The organism is Rhizobium leguminosarum bv. viciae USDA 2370 (genome assembly GCF_002008365.1).
Lineage (GTDB): Bacteria > Pseudomonadota > Alphaproteobacteria > Rhizobiales > Rhizobiaceae > Rhizobium > Rhizobium leguminosarum.
On the sequence record NZ_MRDL01000001.1, the window covers coordinates 308,626 to 323,448 of the forward strand.

The 14,823-nt window shown below is 60.1% G+C and carries 18 protein-coding genes; 4 read left to right on the plus strand and 14 right to left on the minus strand.

Annotation, left to right across the window (positions count from 1 at the left end):
* Positions 1–55: 55 nt before the first annotated feature.
* The 8 genes from BS629_RS01475 to BS629_RS01510 form a co-directional block, all read right to left on the minus strand.
* Positions 56–352 carry a DUF2160 domain-containing protein gene (locus BS629_RS01475; RefSeq protein WP_018246653.1) on the minus strand — a complete coding sequence of 99 codons (297 nt, stop codon included), beginning with the start codon at positions 350–352 and terminating at the stop codon, positions 56–58.
* Positions 352–1,263, minus strand: a complete 912-nt coding sequence (locus BS629_RS01480) for a carbohydrate ABC transporter permease (protein ID WP_018246652.1) — start codon at positions 1,261–1,263, stop codon at positions 352–354. Before BS629_RS01480 ends, BS629_RS01475 begins: the two co-directional genes overlap by 1 nt.
* A gap of 1 nt (position 1,264) precedes the next feature.
* A complete protein-coding gene (locus BS629_RS01485; protein ID WP_003552206.1) occupies positions 1,265–2,131 on the minus strand; it encodes a carbohydrate ABC transporter permease in 867 nt (288 codons plus the stop codon).
* 2 nt (positions 2,132–2,133) lie between these two features.
* Entirely contained in the window at positions 2,134–3,204 is a 1,071-nt protein-coding gene (locus tag BS629_RS01490) for an ABC transporter ATP-binding protein (RefSeq protein WP_018246651.1), read from the minus strand.
* Between the two features lie 9 nt (positions 3,205–3,213).
* Positions 3,214–4,293, minus strand: a complete 1,080-nt coding sequence (locus BS629_RS01495) for an ABC transporter ATP-binding protein (protein WP_018246650.1) — start codon at positions 4,291–4,293, stop codon at positions 3,214–3,216.
* Positions 4,294–4,334: 41 nt separating this feature from the next.
* Positions 4,335–5,849 (minus strand): glycerol-3-phosphate dehydrogenase, encoded by a 1,515-nt coding sequence (glpD, locus tag BS629_RS01500; protein ID WP_020493452.1) that lies wholly within the window; start codon positions 5,847–5,849, stop codon positions 4,335–4,337.
* Positions 5,850–5,968: 119 nt separating this feature from the next.
* Complete coding sequence (locus tag BS629_RS01505) at positions 5,969–6,742, minus strand: DeoR/GlpR family DNA-binding transcription regulator (RefSeq protein WP_018246648.1); 774 nt, start codon at positions 6,740–6,742, stop codon at positions 5,969–5,971.
* A gap of 94 nt (positions 6,743–6,836) precedes the next feature.
* Positions 6,837–7,754, minus strand: a complete 918-nt coding sequence (locus tag BS629_RS01510; protein WP_018246647.1) for a DMT family transporter — start codon at positions 7,752–7,754, stop codon at positions 6,837–6,839.
* A 73-nt stretch (positions 7,755–7,827) separates the two neighbouring features.
* On the opposite strand from BS629_RS01510, the gene BS629_RS01515 reads away from it, so the two are divergent.
* Positions 7,828–8,757, plus strand: coding sequence for a LysR family transcriptional regulator (locus BS629_RS01515; RefSeq protein WP_018246646.1), 930 nt, complete (start codon positions 7,828–7,830; stop codon positions 8,755–8,757).
* A 38-nt stretch (positions 8,758–8,795) separates the two neighbouring features.
* On the opposite strand, the gene BS629_RS01520 is transcribed toward BS629_RS01515, so the two are convergent.
* Both BS629_RS01520 and BS629_RS01525 read right to left on the minus strand, forming a co-directional pair.
* Positions 8,796–9,287, minus strand: coding sequence for a GNAT family N-acetyltransferase (locus tag BS629_RS01520; RefSeq protein WP_018246645.1), 492 nt, complete (start codon positions 9,285–9,287; stop codon positions 8,796–8,798).
* A 76-nt stretch (positions 9,288–9,363) separates the two neighbouring features.
* A complete protein-coding gene (locus tag BS629_RS01525; RefSeq protein WP_018246644.1) occupies positions 9,364–9,885 on the minus strand; it encodes a DUF992 domain-containing protein in 522 nt (173 codons plus the stop codon).
* A gap of 588 nt (positions 9,886–10,473) precedes the next feature.
* Here BS629_RS01525 and BS629_RS01530 point away from each other — a divergent pair.
* Together BS629_RS01530 and BS629_RS01535 are read left to right on the plus strand one after the other, a co-directional pair.
* Positions 10,474–10,722 (plus strand): glycine zipper 2TM domain-containing protein, encoded by a 249-nt coding sequence (locus tag BS629_RS01530; protein ID WP_012759902.1) that lies wholly within the window; start codon positions 10,474–10,476, stop codon positions 10,720–10,722.
* 20 nt (positions 10,723–10,742) lie between these two features.
* Positions 10,743–11,102 (plus strand): EF-hand domain-containing protein, encoded by a 360-nt coding sequence (locus BS629_RS01535; RefSeq protein WP_018246643.1) that lies wholly within the window; start codon positions 10,743–10,745, stop codon positions 11,100–11,102.
* A gap of 80 nt (positions 11,103–11,182) precedes the next feature.
* Here the strand turns inward: BS629_RS01535 and BS629_RS01540 are convergent, their stop codons facing one another.
* The 4 genes from BS629_RS01540 to BS629_RS01555 all read right to left on the minus strand — a co-directional run bounded on the left by BS629_RS01540 (position 11,183) and on the right by BS629_RS01555 (position 14,248).
* Positions 11,183–11,347 (minus strand): DUF1328 domain-containing protein, encoded by a 165-nt coding sequence (locus BS629_RS01540; RefSeq protein ID WP_003549551.1) that lies wholly within the window; start codon positions 11,345–11,347, stop codon positions 11,183–11,185.
* Between the two features lie 86 nt (positions 11,348–11,433).
* Positions 11,434–12,024, minus strand: coding sequence for a hypothetical protein (locus BS629_RS01545; RefSeq protein WP_018246642.1), 591 nt, complete (start codon positions 12,022–12,024; stop codon positions 11,434–11,436).
* 107 nt (positions 12,025–12,131) lie between these two features.
* Positions 12,132–12,524 carry a VOC family protein gene (locus BS629_RS01550; protein ID WP_018246641.1) on the minus strand — a complete coding sequence of 131 codons (393 nt, stop codon included), beginning with the start codon at positions 12,522–12,524 and terminating at the stop codon, positions 12,132–12,134.
* A gap of 101 nt (positions 12,525–12,625) precedes the next feature.
* Positions 12,626–14,248 carry an ABC-F family ATP-binding cassette domain-containing protein gene (locus BS629_RS01555; protein WP_018517729.1) on the minus strand — a complete coding sequence of 541 codons (1,623 nt, stop codon included), beginning with the start codon at positions 14,246–14,248 and terminating at the stop codon, positions 12,626–12,628.
* Positions 14,249–14,453: 205 nt separating this feature from the next.
* Here BS629_RS01555 and BS629_RS01560 point away from each other — a divergent pair, with 205 nt between their 5' ends.
* Positions 14,454–14,783 carry a DUF6665 family protein gene (locus BS629_RS01560; RefSeq protein ID WP_032980219.1) on the plus strand — a complete coding sequence of 110 codons (330 nt, stop codon included), beginning with the start codon at positions 14,454–14,456 and terminating at the stop codon, positions 14,781–14,783.
* Positions 14,784–14,823: the final 40 nt, after the last annotated feature.

A 14,823-nucleotide genomic window follows, 5' to 3' on the forward strand; every position in this document is an offset into this window, starting at 1 on the left:
CAGTCTTCACGTCTCAGGCGGCCAGAAAAACCCCGGCCATCTGCATCAGTTTGCCTCACACGTAACGGAATACGCCGACGGCGTAGACAACGGAGAGAGCGAGAGCCCACCAGAGGCTTGATCCCGCGAGACCAAGCCAGGCAAGATGGATAAAGGCGCTGCCGAGCAGCGAAAGGAAAAGCCGATCACCGCGCGTCGTCTCGAAGCGCAGGATTCCGATCCGCGGGTTGCCGCCCGGCACGGCATACTCCCAGACCCCCATGCCGATCAGCAGCAATGCGATAACGATGAAGAACGCGGCCGTCGGCCAGGTCCATGCCATCCATGAAAAATCGGGAAGCGAAAAGCCCATCAAACCCTCCCCAGGGCGAAGCCCTTGGCGATGTAATTGCGCACAAACCAGATCACCAGCGCCCCTGGGATCAAGGTCAGAACACCCGCGGCGGCGAGCAAGCCCCAATCCATGCCGGATGCGGAGACGGTACGGGTCATGGTGGCAGCGATCGGCTTCGCGTCGGTCGTCGTCAGCGTTCGTGCGATCAGCAACTCGACCCAAGAGAACATGAAGCAGAAAAAGCAGGCGACACCTATGCCGCTCGCAATCAGCGGCGTGAAGATCTTCAGGAAAAAGCGCGGGAACGAATAGCCATCGATATAGGCCGTTTCGTCGATTTCCTTCGGTACGCCGGACATGAAGCCTTCAAGGATCCAGACCGCCAGCGGCACGTTGAAGAGGCAATGCGCCAATGCCACGGCAATGTGCGTATCGATCAGTCCAAAGGCTGAGTAGAGCTGGAAGAACGGCAGGGCAAAAACCGCCGGCGGCGCCATCCGGTTCGTCAGCAACCAGAAGAAAAGATGCTTGTCACCAAGGAACCGATAACGGGAGAAGGCATAGGCCGCCGGCAGCGCGGCTGCCACCGAGATCACCATGTTGATCACGACATAGGTGATTGAATTGATGTAGCCGGAATACCACGCCTTCTCCGTGAAGATCGTCACGTAATTGGCGATCGTCGGGTTATGAGGATAAAGCGTCAGAGAATTGACGATTTCCGCATTGGTCTTGAAGCTCATGTTGACGAGCCAATAGATCGGCAGCAGGAGCACGATGATATAGATCGTCGGAACCAGCCACCACCAGCGCGATTCCTCGCCGCGCCGGCGCATCAGATGGCTGACTTCATCGGAGGAGAGACCGCTTGCGACACTGGTAACGCCTGAGATTTTTCGGCTCGCTGTCGTTTCGTTGGAGGCGCTCATTTCAATTCTCCGCGTCGTGGCTTGTCATGACGGTGTAGAACACCCACGAAAGCAGCAGGATGATCAGGAAATAGATCAGCGACATGGCAGCGGCCGGACCGAGGTCAAACTGTCCGAGGGCGGTCTTGACCAGATCGATCGACAGGAAAGTGGTCGCGTTGCCGGGACCGCCGCCCGTGACGACAAAAGGCTCGGTGTAGATCATGAAACTATCCATGAAACGCAGCAGCACGGCGATCAGAAGAACGCGTTTCATCTTTGGCAGCTGGATATAGCGGAATACGGCCCAACGAGACGCACCGTCGATCTTGGCTGCCTGATAGAAAGCATCCGGAATGGAAACGAGGCCTGCATAGCAGAGCAAGACGACCAGGCTCGTCCAGTGCCAGACGTCCATGATGATGATCGTCACCCAGGCGTCGAGCGGATCCTGCACATAGTTGTAGTCGATGCCGATGGCATTGAGGGAATAGCCGAACAAACCAATGTCGTTGCGGCCGAACACCTGCCAGATCGTGCCGACAACGTTCCACGGGATCAGCAGTGGTAGCGCCATCAGAACCAGGCACACCGGCACGCCGATGCCCGATTTCGGCATGTTGAGCGCAATGAAGATGCCGAGCGGGATCTCAAGAGCGAGAATGATCAACGAAAAAATTAGATTTCGCTGCAGGGCGGCCCAGAAACGGTCGGAATGCAGGATTTCGGTAAACCAGTCCGTTCCGTTCCAGAAGAACTGGTTGTTTCCGAAAGTGTCCTGAACGGAATAGTTCACAACCGTCATCAAGGGGATGACGGCCGAGAATGCCACCAGCACGAGGACCGGCAGGACCAGAAACCACGCTTTGTTGTTCCAGGTTTTTTCCATGATCAAGCCTCCGGTCCGGCGCGCCAAGAGTCGGCATAGATACTGATACCCGACGGCTCGAAGGTTACCCGGGGATCAGCCGGAATGTCCCCGTCTTCAGGGACGACGATCGCGATCGGCTGGCCGGCAAACTGCGCGCGGACGATCTTCTGCCGGCCGATATCTTCCACCTTGCTCACGGTCACAGGCATGCCCTCGCGGCCGACCCGGATAAACTCGGGCCGGATTCCAAGCTCTACCTTGGCCGCTGCCGAAGTCTTTGGCGCATAGTCGAGAGTCAGAGCGTGCTCGCCGACCCGAACCGTGCGGCCTTCCACCTTGGCTGGCATGAAGTTCATGCCTGGAGAACCGATGAAGTAGCCGACGAAGGTATGGCTCGGACGCTCGAAGAGCTCGGCCGGCGTGCCGATCTGCACGATCTCGCCATCGTACATCACCACGACTTTGTCGGCGAAGGTCAGCGCCTCCGTCTGGTCATGCGTGACATAGACCATCGTAAAACCGAACTGCTTATGCAGCCGCTTCAGCTGCGACCGCAGCACCCATTTCATATGTGGATCGATAACAGTGAGCGGCTCGTCGAAGAGAATCGCGTTCACATCCGAGCGCACGAGGCCGCGGCCGAGCGAAATCTTCTGCTTTTGGTCCGCCGTCAAACCGCGCGCGCGACGCTTGGCCCAGTCTGCAAGATCAATCATCTCCAATATTTCGCGGACACGACGATCAACATCAGGCTCCGCGACTCCGCGGTTGCGCAAGGGGAAAGCCAGGTTGTCATAGACGGTCATCGTGTCGTAGATCACCGGAAACTGGAATACCTGCGCAATATTTCGCTGCTGCGTCGGCAGGTTCGTAACATCCTGTCCGTCGAAGAGAATTCGCCCTTCGGACGGCTGAATAAGGCCGGAAATGATATTGAGCAGTGAGGTCTTTCCGCAGCCTGAAGGTCCGAGCAGCGCATAGGCGCCGCCATCGTTCCACTCGTGGTGCACTTCCTTGAGAGCGTAGTCCTTCTCGCTCTTCGGGTTCGGCCCATAGGCATGTCGAATATGATCGAGGGTGATACGTGCCATGATTTTCTCCTAGCCCCTCTGCCTGGCAGTGGTGATTGCCCGGCCGTCCGCGCCGAACGCCATCAGGTGGCGCGTATCGATGAATACGGAGAGATCCGTGTCCGGGTCGACATTGTGGATGCCGTGCGCAAGCATCACCCAGCGGGTGTCGGCAAATTGCAGATGCACGAAACTTTCCGACCCGGTGATCTCCGAAATCTGTGTCCGTGCTGTCAGCCGCGCCGAATCAGCCGTCTGGGCGGTTGGTGCAAGATGATGGGGGTGAAACGCTATGGTTGCCGGCCCGTTCGGCACATTCTGAAGATGCGGCGGCACGGCAAAAATCAGAATGCCATCGCGCAGGAAGTTGCCTTCCGATTTGACCAGATCGATAAAATTCAGCGGCGGATCGGCAAAGGTTTTCGCCGTCGTTAGATCGACCGGATGGCGATAGACCTCGACCGTCGGGCCGAACTGCGTGATCCGGCCCTCGCTGAGCGCTGCCGTATTGCCGCCCAGCAACAAGGCTTCGGAAGGTTCCGTCGTGGCATAGACGAAGATTGCGCCGGACTGCGCGAAGATCCGCGGCAATTCCTGCCGCAGTTCCTCACGCAGCTTGTAGTCGAGGTTGGCAAGCGGCTCGTCCATCAAAACTAGGCTCGCATTCTTCACGAGCGCACGGGCAAGCGCCGTGCGCTGCTGCTGGCCGCCCGAGAGGTTGAGCGGCGTGCGATCGAGATAAGGACCGAGCTTCAGAAGTTCGGCAGCCTTGCGCACCTCCAGATCGATGGTCTTGGCATCCTTGCCGGCAATCCGCAGCGGCGAGGCAATATTCTCGTAGACCGTCAATGCCGGATAATTGATGAATTGCTGGTAGACCATAGCGATGTTGCGCTTCTGGACAGGCATACCTGTCACGTCAGCGCCATCAAAATGGATCGTACCGGTTGTCGGCCGATCAAGGCCGGCCATCAGACGCATCAACGAGGTCTTGCCCGACAAGGTCGGCCCAAGCAGAACGTTCAGCGTTCCTCTTTCAAAAGCAAGATCGGTCGGGTGGATATGATAGTCTCCTCCCACCATCTTTGCGGCCTTCCGCAGTTCCAGCATTCCTGTTCCCGTGCCTCCACGCAGCGGGGACCACACGCCGCCTATCCGACCATCGCCGGTATGGCAGCCATGTACTCCTCCAGTGACTGAGCCTGCTCCTTCGAAAGGCGCAGACCATCCTTTGTTCTCCTCCACAGCACGTCTTCGGCGTGCCGGGCCCATTCATGTTCAACGAGATAGGTAACCTCGACCTCGTAGAGATCGCCGCCGAACAGCCGTCCGAGATCGTCGATGCCGCGGGCATCGCCGAGCAGCGCCTCGGCCCTGGTGCCATAGCGGCGCACCAGGCGGCGGGCATGCTGATCGGCGAGGAACTGATAACGCCGCTTCAGCTTGTCAACTTGTGCCTCATAGCCCCGAACCGGGAAGTCGCCGCCCGGCAGATGGCTTTTGCCCGTCCATGGGGCACCCTTGACGCCGATCGCAGCGCCGATCTTCTCCAGCGCGTGTTCGGAAAGCCGGCGATAAGTGGTGAGTTTACCGCCGAAGACGTTGAGTAGCGGCGCGGCGGCACCTTCGCCTTCCAGCTTCAGTACATAGTCGCGCGTCGCCTCCTGCGCCTTCGAGGCGCCGTCGTCATAAAGCGGCCTGACCGCTGAATAGGTCCAGACGATATCCTCCGGCCTGACGGGCTCCTTGAAATATTCCGACGCCGCATTGCAGAGGTAGACGGTCTCCTCCTCGGAGATCCGGACATCCCGCGGATCGGCGGTATAATCGCGATCCGTGGTGCCGATCAGCGTGAAGTCGCCCTCGTAGGGGATGGCGAAGATGATGCGGTTATCGGGGTTCTGGAAGAAATAGGCTCTCACATCGTCGAATTTCTTCTTCACGACGATATGGCTGCCCTGGACGAGGCGGACATGATGGGCTTCGTTCTGGCCGAAGGCGGAACGAATGACATGATCGACCCAGGGACCGGCGGCATTGACCAGCATCCTGGCCTGATGGCTGTCATTGCGGCCGGTGACGGTATCGGTGGTTTCGATATGCCACAGGCCATTCTCGCGCCTCGCCGACACCACTTTGGTGCGCGGCATGATGGTTGCCCCTTTGTCGGCGGCGTCGCGGGCGTTCAGTACCACCATGCGGGCATCGTCGACCCAGCCGTCGGAATATTCGAAGGCCTTGGCAAAAAGCGCTTTCAGCGGTTTGCCGGCCGGATCGCTGCGCATGTCGAGAACGGAGGTCGGCGGCAGCAGCTTGCGGCCGCCGAGATGGTCGTAGAGGAACAGGCCGAGCCGGATCAGCCAGGCCGGACGGATCCCGCCCTTGTGGTAGGGCAACACGAAACGCAGCGGCCAGATGATGTGCGGCGCCATCGCCCAGAGGATCTCGCGCTCCATCAGCGATTCACGCACCAGACGAAACTCGTAATGCTCAAGGTAACGCAGGCCGCCATGGATCAGCTTGGTGGCGCCCGACGACGTACCCGAGGCGAAATCGTTCATCTCCGCCAGCGCCACCGAATAGCCACGCCCAACAGCGTCGCGCGCGATGCCGCAGCCGTTGATGCCGCCCCCGATGACGAATATGTCGTGAATATTTCGGCCCAATTCCCCCTCCGAGCCCGCTGTCGATTTCGCATCGCACAAAATTTGCGCAATTGCGAAAGTAACACCAGTTAAAACGAAAGAGATCCGAATGTCAAACGAATGTTTCCGCAGATCCCCGTCTAACGGGATCGGCCATTCGTTTCGATCAGTTTCACATTGTTTTCCAGGCAGAGATTGCGGATCGACGGCACCGGACAGTGATCGGTGATGAAGGTATGAACCTGGGACAGCTGGCCGATCCTGACCGGGGCGGTACGTTCGAACTTCGTCGAATCGGCTACGAGAATGACATGTCGGGCATTGGCGATGATTGCTTGAGCGACCTTCACTTCCCGAAAATCATAATCGAGAAGCGCGCCGTCTATGTCGATCGCCGAAGCACCGATCACGGCGTAATCGACCTTGAACTGGCGGATGAAATCGACGGCCGCCTCGCCGACGATCCCGCCATCCGAACCGCGTACGACCCCGCCGGCAATGACGACCTCGATTGCCGGAAAAAGACGTAACCTATTGGCAACGTTTATATTATTTGTGATCACCATCAGCTCGTGATGGTTGGCGAGCGCCTCGCCTACCGCCTCTGTCGTCGTTCCGATATTGATGAACAGCGAGGCACCGCTTGGGATGAGCTCGACGGCCGCAATGCCGATTGCCTGTTTCTCGGAAGCGGCGATCTGCCGCCGCGCCTCGTATTTGACGTTCTCTGTCCCGCTCGGAAATGTTGCGCCGCCATGGATGCGTGTCAGTACCTGCGCGTCGCAGAGATCGTTCAGGTCCTTGCGGATCGTCTGCGGCGTCACCGAAAAGCGGGAAGCGAGCTCCTCGACCAGAACCCTGCCGCTCGATTTTGCAATCGCGACGATTTCAGTTTGTCGGTCGGTCAAGAACATGGGACGCCTTTCGATTTGCTTTCGTTTTAAAGAAAGCGAACGGCGGCGCAATGCCTAACTGTTACCAGGCCGCCTTCACGGCCCGAATTTGACGCTACCGCTTCCGCATCACGTTGACGACCAGCACACCGAGAATTGCCATGGTGCCACCGATTGCGCCGAGCGCCGTCGGCGTTTCGCCCAGCCAGACAAAACCGATCAGCGTGGCGACCGGCGGAACGCCGTAAAGGAAATTCGAGGCGCGGGCGGCCGTCAGCCGCTTCAGCGCGATCGCCCAGGTGAGGTAGCCGATCGCTGTGGGGAAGATGACGAGATAGGCAACGCCCCAGTTCACCTCCGCCGGTGCGGCGGCCAGCGCCTGGATCGTCGCCGGAACGGCCGGAACCAGCGGCACGGAACCGATGAGCAGGATCCAGGCGGTGACGGCAAGCGCCGGCAGCCGTCCGAGCAGCGGCTTCTGCAGCACGCTGGCGATCGCCGAGCAAAGCGCTGCGCCCAGGATGAGGACGGCATTCGGATCGAGCTTGAAACCGTCGTCGGAGGCGACCGCAATCAGCGCCACGCCCCCGAAGGAAACCGCGGTCCCCGCCCAGCCCCAGCGGCCGAAGCGCTCGCCAAGCGCGAATGTGGCGATCAGGGCGGTGAAGACGGGCATGGTGTTGATGATGAAACTCGCCGGTCCTGCCGCAACGGTCTGCTCGCCAGTGTTCAGCAGCACCGCATAGGCGGCGATAAAAAGCACGGCGGCAACGGAGAGGCGGACGAAGTCGCGTTTTTCCGGCATCGGCCGGTAGATGACGAGATAGACGAGAGCAATGACGCCGGCTGCCACATAACGCGCCGTTGCCAGTTCGATCGGCGTCAGCGGTCCGAGGCAGATGCGGATCACCACGAAAGAGGAAGCCCAGAAGAGGATGGTGACGAGGATCGCCGCAAAGGCCACCAGATCGAACCCGCCTTGCTGTTTCGTCGAAATCGATGCGCTTGCCGCCATGCTCATTTTCGCCTCCATATGTTCCTGCGACAATGGATTAGGCCCTCGATACGTGCTTGAAAAGCATCGCAATCGATGATCAAATGTGCGTATGGTTCACAGCTCACCAGTGCTTCCGCCACTCGATACGCTCGAGACCTTTGCCCGCGCCGCCCGGCTCGGATCGTTTTCGGCCGCAGCCGAGGAAAGCGGCATCACCCATGGGGCGGTGTCGCGGCAGGTCTCGCGCCTGGAGCGCTGGATGGGCGTGCGCCTGTTTGCGCGCGAAGCCCGCGGCGTGCGCCTGACGCCGGAAGGTATGCGGTTTTTCGCGCGGGCGGAGGAAGCACTTGCGCTGCTCGGCAATAGCGGCGAACGCTGGCTGCCTCGCCGTAACAAGGCGGTGGTGCGCCTTTCGGTGACGCCCTCTGTCGCCTCCCTATGGCTGTTTCAACGCCTGCCGAAGCTCGAAGGAAACGAGTTGCATGTCGAGCTCACGCTCGAACACCGGCTGGCGGATTTCGGCGAAGGCACGGATCTGGCCATTCGCTGCGGCAAGGGGCCGTGGGCCGGCGTACGCGCCCTGCCGCTCTGGCAGGAGAAATCGTTCCCGATCGCCGCCCCGGCGCTGGCGGACCGGCTCGGGCAGCGTTCCGATGCCCTTTCGCTGCTCGATCTGCCGATTCTGCATGATTCGAACATCGAAGGCTGGCGCCGCTGGCTCTCCCGCGAGGGTGTCGACTATATACCGCGCGGCCACGACCGGCGCTTCGAGGACTACAATCTGGTGATCGATGCCTGTGCGCAGGGGCTCGGGATCGCACTCGCGCGGCCGCCGCTATCGGATGCTGCGCTGGCGGCCGGACGCGTCGTCGCCTTGTCGGAGCGGACGCTCGATTATCATGTGGCCTTTCACCTGATCCGGCCGGACGATGCGCTTAGAAGCCCTGCCATCGAATTCGCCAGCCGCTTCCTGCGCGAGGCCGGCCATGACGAGGCGACGATTGCCACTTTTATCGCGCCCGGCCGAGCGAAAGCGTAAGTGGAACGCTCGGTGGCGGCTCCGGCGATCGCCGGTCGCTACTCCGCCGAAAACTTCAGGCGCATTTCCTTCGCCAGCTCGAAACCAGCGGCTCGATAGACGGGCTCGCCGGCATCTGAAGCATGGATGACGGCCGTCGTGCAGCCGATCGATTTCAGATAGTCGACAGCCTTGTCGGTCAGCGCCGATGCGATGCCGCGCCGGCGGAAGGCGTCGGCGACATAGACGGACCAGATGTAACCGTGCAGCCGCTGTTCCGGCCGGATGACCTCCGGAAACGGCGATTGGTGCAGCTGGCAGGATGCAGAACCGGCGATGTCACCGTCGACGACCGCAAGGGACGAGGTCAGGCGGCGCTCTTCGCGACCGCTTCTGATAAAGGACAATATCCGCGCCGCCGCATCAGACCTGTAGTGTTCCGGTGGTGTGCCGTAGCTGTCCCAGATCTTCAGATAGTGCCCAACCAGGATCTCGTCCTCGCTGGGCTTTGCCATTCGAATATCCATCGTGTCGTGATCCGGCTTGGGCATACGAGGGCGCGAAATCGCTCCTCAGACGAGGTGGCGTCCCCTGCCGCGATGCGGCAGGGGACGCCAAAAGGCTACATCAATTCGCTGCCGTGAGCGTCATCGAGGCGCTGCCGGCCGCAACGTTGAGGCCGAGCTGACCGGTCAGGCTGACCGTCTGCAGATGGATCGAGCCGGACGTGCCGCCAACCAGGAGATTGGCGCCGACACCGGCACCGAGCGTCGCTTCAGCGCTAGCGCCGACATAGAGGCCGGCGAGCGAACCGCGGTGATAGCCGGCCGTCGGCGCGAACACGGCCCAGATCAGGCGGCTGCGCGTGGTGAAGCCAAGGTCGATGCCGAGCTTTCTCACTTCGCCCGTATAACGATCCGAAAGTTCGTTGCCGACGGTCGACTGGAAGATGCAGTCGGCCTCTTTGGAGGAGCCGAGCACGTAACCCGTGCCGCCGCCGATATCGCAGGTGAGGTAGCCGATCTTCACGCCATTGCGCAGGTCCGGCTCTTCATACGTCCTGGTGACGAGGTCGGCGGCATTAACCGCCCCAGCGCCGACCAGCGTCAACGATACCGCGGCAAACGCTGTCGCAAAAGTTTTATTCATAAGTCTCTCCTTCTCAAATCGTGACGGGAGCATACCCGGCTACTCGCCACCAGATTCGGCAACAGATAACGGACGGAACCGCAAAACGATCCCGACCCGGCATCATTTACGCATCGCATGTCAAAGCGCATGGGAGGGCGCAACCGACAAACACGGCTACGGTTCAGCCCCCATTGGGACATTTCGAAGGCATCATTTCGCGTCATCCGGTTATTTTACGATGTTGTCAGCGATGGTTGCCGGAAAGGCACGATCCTGATCGCCGTCAATCTTAACGAGCGGTATCATGCAAATTGCAGGCGCCCTATTTGGATAGGCGATCGATGATCGCGCAGGTTGCCATGCCGTATAGATAGCTGTACTATTTGAAAATACTCTCCATACAGCGCTGTAACTGGAGAGGAATCGGCATGATTGCTTGGCATTGCCGCAGAATTTCCGCTTGTTTTCCGGAATTATGCTTCCGTTCGAACGGAAACTAAGTCTGAATTTGAGAGATATAATCAGGCGATATTTTCGCGGGGGCCGGACAATCGTACGCCCGCTCATCTCTATTGGAGATAGCGGGTAATTTATCGGGAGGGAAAGATGCGCATACGCAGGACAAACATCATACTGGCGGGATGCCTTGCCGTCTCCGCCTGCCAGTCCGGGCCGACGTCACAGGCCGTCTCGGATCGTAATTCCGAATTCGGCTGCATCGCGGGAACCGTCGGCGGCGCGATTGTCGGTGGCTTGATCGGCAGTACGATCGGCGCCGGAACCGGGCAGGTGCTTGCTGTCGGCGCCGGCATAGGCGGTGGCGGTTTCGTAGGCAACCGCCTGGCTTGCCGATAATTGGGGAGGGATATCAAGCGATGAAAACCTTGGCTTTCGCGACGACACTCATCCTGTGCCAATGTGTTGGGGCAGTGGCGCAACAGCAGCAACAGCCCGGATCGATGTATCAGGGCCAGATGGAGCGGCTCGACGGCAATGCCAGCAAGGCCGTCGACCGTTCGGAATACGAGACCTTCATGGGCACGGCTTTCGGAAGTCTCGACAAGAACAAGGACGGCAGCCTGCAGTCCGACGAGACGGTGCAGATCCTGACGGTCGAGCAATTCACTTTGACCGACGCGAACCACAACGGCCGCATCAGCCGAAGCGAATTCATGCAGCGGGTGATGGCGGATTTCGCGACAGCCGACCACGACCGGGATGGAAACCTTCAGTGACGTAGAAGTCAAACCGAGTGTGGCAATAAAGAAAAACCCGGCGATGTGTTCGCCGGGTTTTTATACTCGATCTGTCCGCACTATACTTTTCGCATTAGTCTCATGACGAGCGACACGACGAACAGAACCAGGAAAATGAAGAACAGAACCTGGGCAATGGAAGCTGAAGCACCTGCGATGCCGCCAAATCCGAGGACGCCGGCAATCAAGGCCACAACGAGAAACACCAGAGCGTAGTAAAGCATCGCAATCTCCTTTTACGTTGCTGCGGAGATAACGGAGGCCGCCCCATTTGGTTCCCGTCCGTGTCACGGTCGGCGCATCGGCTTGTTCAGCCGAAATGAAAAACGCCGCTGTACCTCCGGTCGCCTTCATTCGGCTCGGGAGGTTCGGCCGCATCGAGATAGGCCTTGAGCGGCCCGGTCAGCACGAACCAGATGCTGGCTCCGAGCATGAAACAGGCTCCCACCGGATCGTCGATGCGGGCGATGAACGGAAGGCAGGCGGATGCGAACAACACGATGATCCGCACCGACCACTCCGCCTCACGTTTGGCGATGGCCCGCGCTCTCAGCGATTTATATTCCCGAGCGCCGTAACCGCCTCCCCCTGCCTTCACAGCCGAAAGCAGTTTTCGCGCGGACGGCAGCGCCAGCATGATCAGCGCGGCAACGCTGAGCGTGAAAGTCTCGCCGGCCATGACCTGCCCGCTCGCGATCAGCAGAAAGGAGAGCACGACGAGATTCCATGTCGGCTCCAACAGTTCCGGCGGTTGCCGCGTGCGGAGATGCCAACTCCGCAGCAAACCCGCCGCGCCGTGCAGTAGCGGCTGATCGATATAGCGATTGATCCAGTCCATGCCGTTGTGCCCGTCCCCGATTGCATGAAGAGGCCTTCGAACACCACGGAATTTGGTCATCATCGTGGCGATAGCCGTGGAATCCGCTCTTCGCGTGGACGAACTGGCATTACCGAGGCGCGTCACGGTCGCAAAATCTGAAGGCGACCTCAGAACTCGGCGACACCAATTTAGCGCAATTCCTGCGCAACCTCCCAGACATGGCCCGACGGATCCGCAAAGGCCGCGGTACGGCGGCCCCATGGACGATCGATCGGACCATTGAGCAGCGTGACCCCGAGCTTGCGCAGTTCCGCGCAAACCGCATCGACGGCATCGACCTTGATCGTCAGCAGGACGCGCGCGCCGGAACCCGGTGCTGCCACCGCCGACGGCTCGACCAGTTGAGGCGCTTCCGTCACTTTCAGCAGGTTGATCATCGTCCCAGAGAATTTCAGCACCGAGGATACTGCATCCTCATAGACGATCTCGGGTGCAAAGACCTTCTGGTAGAACGCTTTGGCCTCGTCGATATCATCGACGAACAGGGTGACGACCTCGATCCTGTCTAACAGCATGGACATATCTTCCTCCGTTGCTTCGACCGCTCAGCCGATATCGCTGGCCGGCTGTCTGCTGGTCGCCTCGAGCCTGGCAATTTCGACATGCCCCGCGAAAAAATCCGTCAGCTTCGCAGGCCGGGCGCCTCCTGGCCGGTGCGCGCCACATATTCGGTGTAGCCGCCGCCATATTGGTGGACGCCCTCGGGCGTCAGTTCCAGCACCCGGTTGGAGAGTGCGGCGAGAAAATGCCGATCGTGCGAAACAAACAGCATGGTGCCCTCATATTGCGACAGTGCCTTGATCAGCATTTCCTTGGTGTCGAGGTCGAGATGGTTCGTCGGCTCGTCGAGCACGAGCAGGTTCGGCGGGTCGAACAGCATGATCGCCATGACCAACCGGGCCTTCTCGCCGCCTGATAGTACCCGGCACCGCTTCTCGACATCGTCGCCGGAGAAACCGAAGCAGCCGGCCAGCGCGCGCAACGGCCCCTGCCCTGCCTGCGGGAACTGGTCTTCCAGCATCTGGAAGACAGTGCGCTCGCCATCCAATATATCCATGGCGTGCTGGGCGAAATAGCCCATCTTGACGCTGGCGCCGAGGGCGACGCTGCCCTGATCAGGCGCGGTGGAGCCGGTCACCAGCTTCAGCAGCGTCGACTTGCCGGCACCGTTGATGCCCATGATGCACCAGCGCTCCCGGCGGCGCACGACGAAGTCGAGTCCCTCGTAGATGCTGCGGCTGCCGTATTTCTTATGAACGTTCTTCAGGTTGACCACGTCCTCGCCGGAGCGCGGCGCCGGCTGGAACTCGAAGGAAACGATCTGGCGGCGCTTGGGCGGTTCCACCCGGTCGATCTTCTCCAGCTTCTTCACCCGGCTCTGCACCTGCGAGGCATGCGAGGCGCGCGCCTTGAACCGCTCGATGAACTTGATTTCCTTGGCAAGCATGGCCTGCTGGCGCTCGAACTGGGCCTGTTGCTGCTTCTCGTTCTGCGCCCGCTGCTGCTCGTAGAATTCGTAGTCGCCGGAATAGGCCGTCAGCGTGCCCGCATCGATCTCGATGATCTTGGTGACGATGCGGTTCATGAACTCGCGATCATGCGAGGTCATCATCAGCGCGCCCTCGTAACCTTTCAGGAATTCCTCCAGCCAGATCAAGCTTTCGAGATCCAGATGGTTGCTCGGCTCGTCGAGCAGCATGACATCGGGGCGCATGAGGAGAATGCGAGCAAGCGCCACGCGCATCTTCCAACCGCCCGACAACGCGCCAACATCGCCGTCCATCATCTCCTGGCTGAAGCTGAGCCCCGCGAGCACTTCGCGTGCGCGGCCCTCGAGCGCGTAACCGTCCAACTCCTCGTAGCGCGCCTGCACCTCTCCGTAACGCTCGATGATCTCTTCCATGTTATCGGCTTGCTCGGGATCGGCCATGGCGGCCTCGAGATCGCGCAATTCGCCGGCAACGATGCTGACCGGGCCGGCACCGTTCATCACCTCGGCGACGGCGCTGTGGCCCGCCATCTCGCCGACATCCTGATTGAAATAGCCGATGGTGACGCCCCTTTCGACGGAGACCTGCCCCTCGTCTGGCTGCTCCTCGCCGTTGATCATCCGGAAGACGGTCGTCTTACCGGCGCCGTTCGGGCCGACGAGGCCGATCTTCTCGCCTCTGTTAAGAGCCGCGGACGCCTCGATGAAGAGGATGCGGTGACTGAGCTGCTTGCTGATATTTTCAATACGGATCATGATTTGCGCGGGAGCCTGGAGAAGGAGATTTTGGCGCGCTTATGCCATGCGGGGAAATCGCAGGATAGCCCTGTTTCCGACCGTCTTGATCTCAAGAGTATGATGCCGAAAGGTGTGAGCGGTTTTCGGGCGAACATGCTCGCCTTCTTTAATTTGGAACCGGATTGGATATTATCGCGGCTCACGCCAACGGAGACCTGTGCCAATGAGCGTTCGTCCGCCGCAGTCCTTCAGACCATCCGAGCAGAATAAAAACGGCTTCAACGTCCTCGAATACGAGCTGATGTCGGAACGCGCGGATTCGCTTGGACGTCACGGACTGAAAGCGGAGGCGGCACTTGCCGCCCTGAAGGCCTGGGCTCCCGACGGCCAGAACACTGAGGAACGCGAGAGGCTTCTCAATGAAGCCTCCGACGCCGTCTGGGCGTTCTTCATCCAGCGTGAGATCTGCGGGTTGCGGAACAACCGCGACGCCATCCAGCGCTACGGCATTCCGAACGAAGTGATCGCCAGATTGGGCGCGGTGCGGAAGTAGCGCACTGCGACGGCTCTGCTATTGTCGCCGTGGCTGCCGT

Coding starts and splice junctions, on each gene's coding strand:
- BS629_RS01475 (WP_018246653.1), bottom strand. CDS start 352: ATGGGCTTTTCGCTTCCCGATTTTTCATGGATGGCATGGACCTGGCCG.
- BS629_RS01480 (WP_018246652.1), bottom strand. CDS start 1,263: ATGAGCGCCTCCAACGAAACGACAGCGAGCCGAAAAATCTCAGGCGTT.
- BS629_RS01485 (WP_003552206.1), bottom strand. CDS start 2,131: ATGGAAAAAACCTGGAACAACAAAGCGTGGTTTCTGGTCCTGCCGGTC.
- BS629_RS01490 (WP_018246651.1), bottom strand. CDS start 3,204: ATGGCACGTATCACCCTCGATCATATTCGACATGCCTATGGGCCGAAC.
- BS629_RS01495 (WP_018246650.1), bottom strand. CDS start 4,293: ATGCTGGAACTGCGGAAGGCCGCAAAGATGGTGGGAGGAGACTATCAT.
- BS629_RS01505 (WP_018246648.1), bottom strand. CDS start 6,742: ATGTTCTTGACCGACCGACAAACTGAAATCGTCGCGATTGCAAAATCG.
- BS629_RS01510 (WP_018246647.1), bottom strand. CDS start 7,754: ATGGAGGCGAAAATGAGCATGGCGGCAAGCGCATCGATTTCGACGAAA.
- BS629_RS01515 (WP_018246646.1), top strand. CDS start 7,828: ATGGTTCACAGCTCACCAGTGCTTCCGCCACTCGATACGCTCGAGACC.
- BS629_RS01520 (WP_018246645.1), bottom strand. CDS start 9,287: ATGCCCAAGCCGGATCACGACACGATGGATATTCGAATGGCAAAGCCC.
- BS629_RS01525 (WP_018246644.1), bottom strand. CDS start 9,885: ATGAATAAAACTTTTGCGACAGCGTTTGCCGCGGTATCGTTGACGCTG.
- BS629_RS01530 (WP_012759902.1), top strand. CDS start 10,474: ATGCGCATACGCAGGACAAACATCATACTGGCGGGATGCCTTGCCGTC.
- BS629_RS01535 (WP_018246643.1), top strand. CDS start 10,743: ATGAAAACCTTGGCTTTCGCGACGACACTCATCCTGTGCCAATGTGTT.
- BS629_RS01540 (WP_003549551.1), bottom strand. CDS start 11,347: ATGCTTTACTACGCTCTGGTGTTTCTCGTTGTGGCCTTGATTGCCGGC.
- BS629_RS01545 (WP_018246642.1), bottom strand. CDS start 12,024: ATGATGACCAAATTCCGTGGTGTTCGAAGGCCTCTTCATGCAATCGGG.
- BS629_RS01550 (WP_018246641.1), bottom strand. CDS start 12,524: ATGTCCATGCTGTTAGACAGGATCGAGGTCGTCACCCTGTTCGTCGAT.
- BS629_RS01555 (WP_018517729.1), bottom strand. CDS start 14,248: ATGATCCGTATTGAAAATATCAGCAAGCAGCTCAGTCACCGCATCCTC.
- BS629_RS01560 (WP_032980219.1), top strand. CDS start 14,454: ATGAGCGTTCGTCCGCCGCAGTCCTTCAGACCATCCGAGCAGAATAAA.